We start from the raw sequence: 4790 nt of genomic DNA, 5'->3' as shown, positions 1-4790 counted from the left end.
GGGCTTGGGTGGGACGTGCGGAGTACGCGGCTGGTCTGTCATGAGCCAATGGTATTGACATCGGCTGCCGCCGCATGCGATTTGACGGCGCCGACGCGGCGATCACCTCCACCGCCGGGGGCAGGCCGTTCCGGTAGCGTCGGAGACCCTTGAAGAGTGGAGGACGAACATGGCGGATAAGGGCGACATCGGCTGGAAGGTGCTCGCCGGTGGCGCGGCCTTCGCGGGCGGCTTCGTCGCGAAGAAAGTGATCACGCTGGCCTGGAAGAAGACCACCGGCAAGGAGCCGCCGACCAACCCCGAGTCCCCCGACGTGGACATCCTCGAGGCGCTCGGCTGGGCCGTGGTGATGGGCGTCGGCATGGAGATCTCGCGCCTGCTGGCCACCCGCGCCGTCGCGCACCAGTGGAGCAAGGGCACCGGTGAGCTGCCCGCCCACCTCAGGAACCTCAAGAACGACTAGCGCGGGGTTCCGGCTTCGGTACGGGCGACCGGGGGCCGTCGCCCGTACCGAACCGGCCCGTGCCCGGCCTAGTCCGCGGACTTCAGGGGGCGGGAGTGGTCGCGCGGCAGCGGGGGCGTGTGGCCGGCGGTCTCGCGCAGGTCGTTGCGGACCTTCATCGCCAGGGCCTTGGTCGCGGACCGGTTGAGGGCGGCACCGGCCGCGGCGCCGGTGAGGAAGGGGCCCATGGTGCCGAGGCTGCGGCCGAAGGTGCGCAGCATGCGCTTGCGCAGGGCGGACTTCGCGGCCGTTCCCAGGGCGCTGGTGAGCGAGCCGGTCTCCAGGGGGTTGATGCCGCGCTGCCGTGCCCAGGACGTGACGAACGCGGCGCCGCGCACGGTGCCGGACCCCTGGACGCTGATGCCGTAGACCTCGTGCAGCTCGGCGATCATCTTGACCTCGATGGCCGCGATCACCAGGGTCTCGGCGGCGAGCTGGGCGGGCGCGGTCAGCAGCAGCGGCGGGGCGGTGAACTGCACGGCGGCCAGCGCTCCGCCGGCCGCACCCACGGCGGTGGTGCCGTTCCCCGCCACCTTGACGAGCTTGTCGGCGAGTTCCTCGCCCATCAGGCCGGGGTGGTGGGCCTGCAGCGTCTCAAGGTCGCGGATCGGGATGTGGGGTGCGGCCTCGACGAGCAGGTCGCCGAGCCATCGCCCGCGCGCGGCACCCGCGGCGCCCACCTTGCGGGCGCTCTGGCCGAGAAGCCTGGCCAGTCGCCCCAGCAGGCGGCCGCGGGTCTCGCGGTCCATGTCCTCGTCGCCGGCGAGCCGGCCGATGAGCTCACCGAGCTCCGTGGAGCCGTCGCCGCGCGTCGGCTCCACGTCGTCATGACGTCGTTCGATCTCGCCCGTCACCCGCGGCCACTCCCGGTCAGGCGGCGCATTCGCGGCAGACCGGCTGGCCGTTCTTCTCGGTGGCCAGCTGGCTGCGGTGGTGCACCAGGAAGCAGCGCGTGCAGGTGAACTCGTCGGCCTGCCGCGGAACCACCCGGAAGGTGAGCTCCTCGTTCGACAGGTCGGCGCCGGGCAGCTCGGCGACCTCCCCGGCGTCCAGGTCCTCATCGATGATGCTGGCGGCCTTGTCGGCGCGCCGGGCCTGGAGCTCCTGGAGGCTGTCCTCGCTGAGTTCGTCGTCGGTCTTTCGTGGGCTGTCGTAGTCGGTCGCCATCTTCTATCTCCATCCCCCTCAGTGCTTTATGCGCCCCGTCGCGCGGATCTAACGCTCGGGGGACCGTTCTTGTGCCCGATCCGGGCGGGAAATTCTGTCACGGTTGGTGACCTGCGACACACGAGGCGCGACCGCTCCCACGAGTGACTGCGGTCACCCGGATCTCTTCCTCGTGGATGTGTCTTCCGTCACAAACCTGACAGCCGGTCCCCGGCGGATCCGGTACCGGAATCCACCCGCCGGGGATCCCGCGGCGGCGGGATCATATCGGTCCCGGGGGCGTTGCGCGCGCCGCGGGCCCGGCGCGTCGGGCCGGACACATCCGGCCGGGCGACGGCTGAACCAGACGCTTCGGTGAAACGTCTGAACTAACGCGATATCGTGCCCGCCTGAGGTTGGGGGCGGGCCCCCTGCGGGGTCAGTCCGGCGATGGCCGGGGGATGGCCCCGCGGCGGAGGTCCGGCGCACACTATCGCGGGACATCACTGCGGGTCACTGGAGGGTCAGATGCCGGATGCCGCTCCGCTGGAGCCGGGCGATCCTAGGGCACTGGGACAGTACGAGGTCGTCGGAAGGCTGGGCGCCGGCGGTCAGGGCGCCGTCTTTCTCGGCAAGGCGCCGGGAGGTGAGTACGTCGCGGTCAAGCTGCTGCACGCGCAGATGGCGAACGATCCGGCGGCGCGTGCCCGGTTCACCCGCGAGGTGTCGGCCGCGCAGAAGGTCGAACCCTTCTGCACGGCCCGGGTCTTGGAGGCGGACCTCCACGGCGACCAGCCGTACGTCGTCAGCGAGTTCATCGACGGGCCGTCGCTGCACGACGTGGTCGCGCACGACGGGCCGCGCGGCGCCGCCGAGCTGGAGCGGCTCGCGATCGGCACGGTGACCGCGCTCGCGGCCATCCACGAGGCCGGGATCGTGCACCGCGACTTCAAGCCGAACAACGTCATGCTGGCCTCGGACGGCCCGCGCGTCGTCGACTTCGGCATCGCGCGGACGGTCAACTCGCAGGAGAGCGCGGTGACCGCCACCGGAATGGTGGTCGGCACCCCCGGCTACCTGGCGCCCGAGCAGCTCACCGGAGCGCCGCTCACCCCGGCCGTGGACATCTTCGCCTGGGCGGCGACCATGGTGTTCGCCGCCACCGGGCAGTCGCCGTTCGAGGCGGACACGCTGCCGGTCATCATCAACCGGATCCTCAACGAGGAGCCGGACCTGTCGGCGCTGCCCCCGGGCCCGCTGCGCGACCTGATCGGGCAGTGCCTGTCCAAGGACGCGGGCCTGCGCCCGCCGGCGCCGCAGCTCCTGCTGAACCTGCTGGGCCATGCCGGCGCCGCCCCGGCGGGCCAGGGCGGCGGGGCGGACCTGCTCAACCAGGGCACCCGGATCGCCTCGCAGCTTCCGCCGCCTCCTCCGGTGCCGCCGGCGCCGCAGGCGCGGCCGCAGCAGCAGATCACGCCGCCTCCGATGCCGATGCACCAGGGCCCGCCGCAGGGCCCCACGACGCCGCCCCCGCAGCCGATCACGCCGCCTCCGATGCCCATGTACCAGGGCGCGCCGGGGCCGTCGACGCCGCCTCCGCAGCAGATGGGGATGCAGCAGGGCGTCCCGCCGGGGCCGCCCCGGCCGCCCGGGCCTCCGGGGCCGGCCTACGGGGCGCCGAAGCAGTCCAGCTCCGCCGGGCCGATCATCGCCATCGGCTGCGGCGTGCTGGCGCTGATCACGATCATCGCGATCGTGGCCGTGATCGTGATCGCCGGCAGCGAGGACGAGGCGGACGACCCGTACCTGCCGCCCAGCACCTACACCCCGAGCGACCGGCCGACGTCCATCACCACCGGCGGCGGCCTCCTCGGCGTGTACGCGGGCAACGGGAGCCAGCCCGGCGCCAGGGCGGGACACACGACGTTCGAGGTCCGGTTCGCGCTTCTGCGCACGAGCGGCACGGCGCGGTACGAGTACCCGTCCGGCGCGCAGGACAACTGCTACACCCGGCTGTCGCTGCTGTCCGGTGACGAGGGCAGCGACGAGATCGAGTACCGGGAGGAACCGATGGCGGGCATGGAGGAGAGCGAGTGCGCGTCCGGTTACATCAAGTTCACCCCCTCCGGAACCGGTGACACGATGCGGTGGGAGTGGCGGGAGAACCAGTCCGACCCGACCGCTGCGGCCTACGGAACCGTGAGCAAGTGACGGCGGCGGTCACCCCCCTTCGCGAGGGTGATCCGTCCCAGCTCGGCGACTACCGCCTGACCGGCCTCCTCGGGGAGGGCGGTCAGGGCACGGTCTACCTCGCCGAGGACGAGGCCGGCCACCGCGTCGCCCTGAAACTGCTGCACGCGCGGTTCAGCGGCGACCCGAAGGCCAGGTCCCGGTTCGCCGCGGAGGTCGCGGTGGCCAAGCGGGTGTCGGCGTTCTGCACGGCCCGCGTCCTGGACTCCGACGTCGAGGGCGACCGGCCGTACATCGTCAGCGAGTACATCGAGGGACCGTCGCTGTCGGAGGTGCTGTCCGCACGCGGCTCGCGGAGCGGCGCCGACCTGGACCGGCTGGCGATCGGGACGATGACGGCGCTCGCCGCCATCCACCAGGCGGGCGTCGTGCACCGCGACTTCAAGCCCGCCAACGTCCTCCTCGCCCCGGACGGCCCGCGCGTGATCGACTTCGGTATCGCGCGGGCGCTGGACGCGACGGGCACGATGTCGAGCACGGCCGTCGGCACCCCCGCCTACATGGCCCCCGAGCAGATCTCCGGGGCCACGGTCGGGCCGGCGGCCGACGTGTTCGCGTGGGGCGCCACGATGGCCTACGCGGCCAACGGGCGCCCGGCGTTCGGCCAGGACTCCATTCCCGCGGTCATGCACCGCATCCTCAACCTGCCCCCGGACCTCGGGGACCTGCACGAACCGCTGCGCCAGATCGTGACGGACTGCCTCAGCAAGGACCCGGCGCTCCGTCCGGCGTCCCCGCACGTCCTGGCGCACCTGCTGGACCTCGCGGGGAGCCTGCCCGACACCGGCGCCCGGCAGGACGGCCAGGACGCCCTGATGCTCACCCAGGGCGCCGCGACGGCGGCGATGGAGTCGGCCCGGCTGCGCGCCCAGCCGGCCCCGCCGCCCCGGAC

Annotated in this window: 5 protein-coding genes; 3 read left to right on the top strand and 2 right to left on the bottom strand. The window is 72.7% G+C overall.

The genetic code is table 11. The annotated features are described in order from the left end of the window. Window positions 1–169 precede the first annotated feature (169 nt). A complete protein-coding gene (locus tag E1281_RS37585; RefSeq protein WP_131884465.1) occupies window positions 170–463 on the top strand; it encodes a DUF4235 domain-containing protein in 294 nt (97 codons plus the stop codon). A 68-nt stretch (window positions 464–531) separates the two neighbouring features. Here E1281_RS37585 and E1281_RS37580 read toward each other — a convergent pair whose 3' ends face one another. Then, window positions 532–1356 (bottom strand): hypothetical protein, encoded by an 825-nt coding sequence (locus E1281_RS37580; protein WP_165959279.1) that lies wholly within the window; start codon window positions 1354–1356, stop codon window positions 532–534. A 16-nt stretch (window positions 1357–1372) separates the two neighbouring features. Then, entirely contained in the window at window positions 1373–1669 is a 297-nt protein-coding gene (locus E1281_RS37575; protein WP_131884464.1) for a DUF4193 domain-containing protein, read from the bottom strand. 507 nt (window positions 1670–2176) lie between these two features. Here E1281_RS37575 and E1281_RS37570 point away from each other — a divergent pair. Together E1281_RS37570 and E1281_RS37565 are read left to right on the top strand one after the other, a co-directional pair. Then, complete coding sequence (locus E1281_RS37570) at window positions 2177–3859, top strand: serine/threonine-protein kinase (protein ID WP_131884463.1); 1683 nt, start codon at window positions 2177–2179, stop codon at window positions 3857–3859. Then, the coding region (locus E1281_RS37565; RefSeq protein WP_131884462.1) for a serine/threonine-protein kinase at window positions 3856–4790 on the top strand (935 nt) is incomplete at its 3' end. The genes E1281_RS37570 and E1281_RS37565, both read left to right, overlap by 4 nt.

It is taken from the genome of Actinomadura sp. KC345, assembly GCF_004348515.1.
In the GTDB taxonomy this organism is placed as follows: Bacteria; Actinomycetota; Actinomycetes; order Streptosporangiales; family Streptosporangiaceae; genus Spirillospora.
This window is presented reverse-complemented; position numbering and strand designations above follow the sequence as displayed.

Bases quoted from the DNA above. Each gene is read 5' to 3' on its own strand.
- E1281_RS37585 (WP_131884465.1), top strand. From the start codon at position 170: ATGGCGGATAAGGGCGACATCGGCTGGAAGGTGCTCGCCGGTGGCGCG.
- E1281_RS37575 (WP_131884464.1), bottom strand. From the start codon at position 1,669: ATGGCGACCGACTACGACAGCCCACGAAAGACCGACGACGAACTCAGC.
- E1281_RS37570 (WP_131884463.1), top strand. From the start codon at position 2,177: ATGCCGGATGCCGCTCCGCTGGAGCCGGGCGATCCTAGGGCACTGGGA.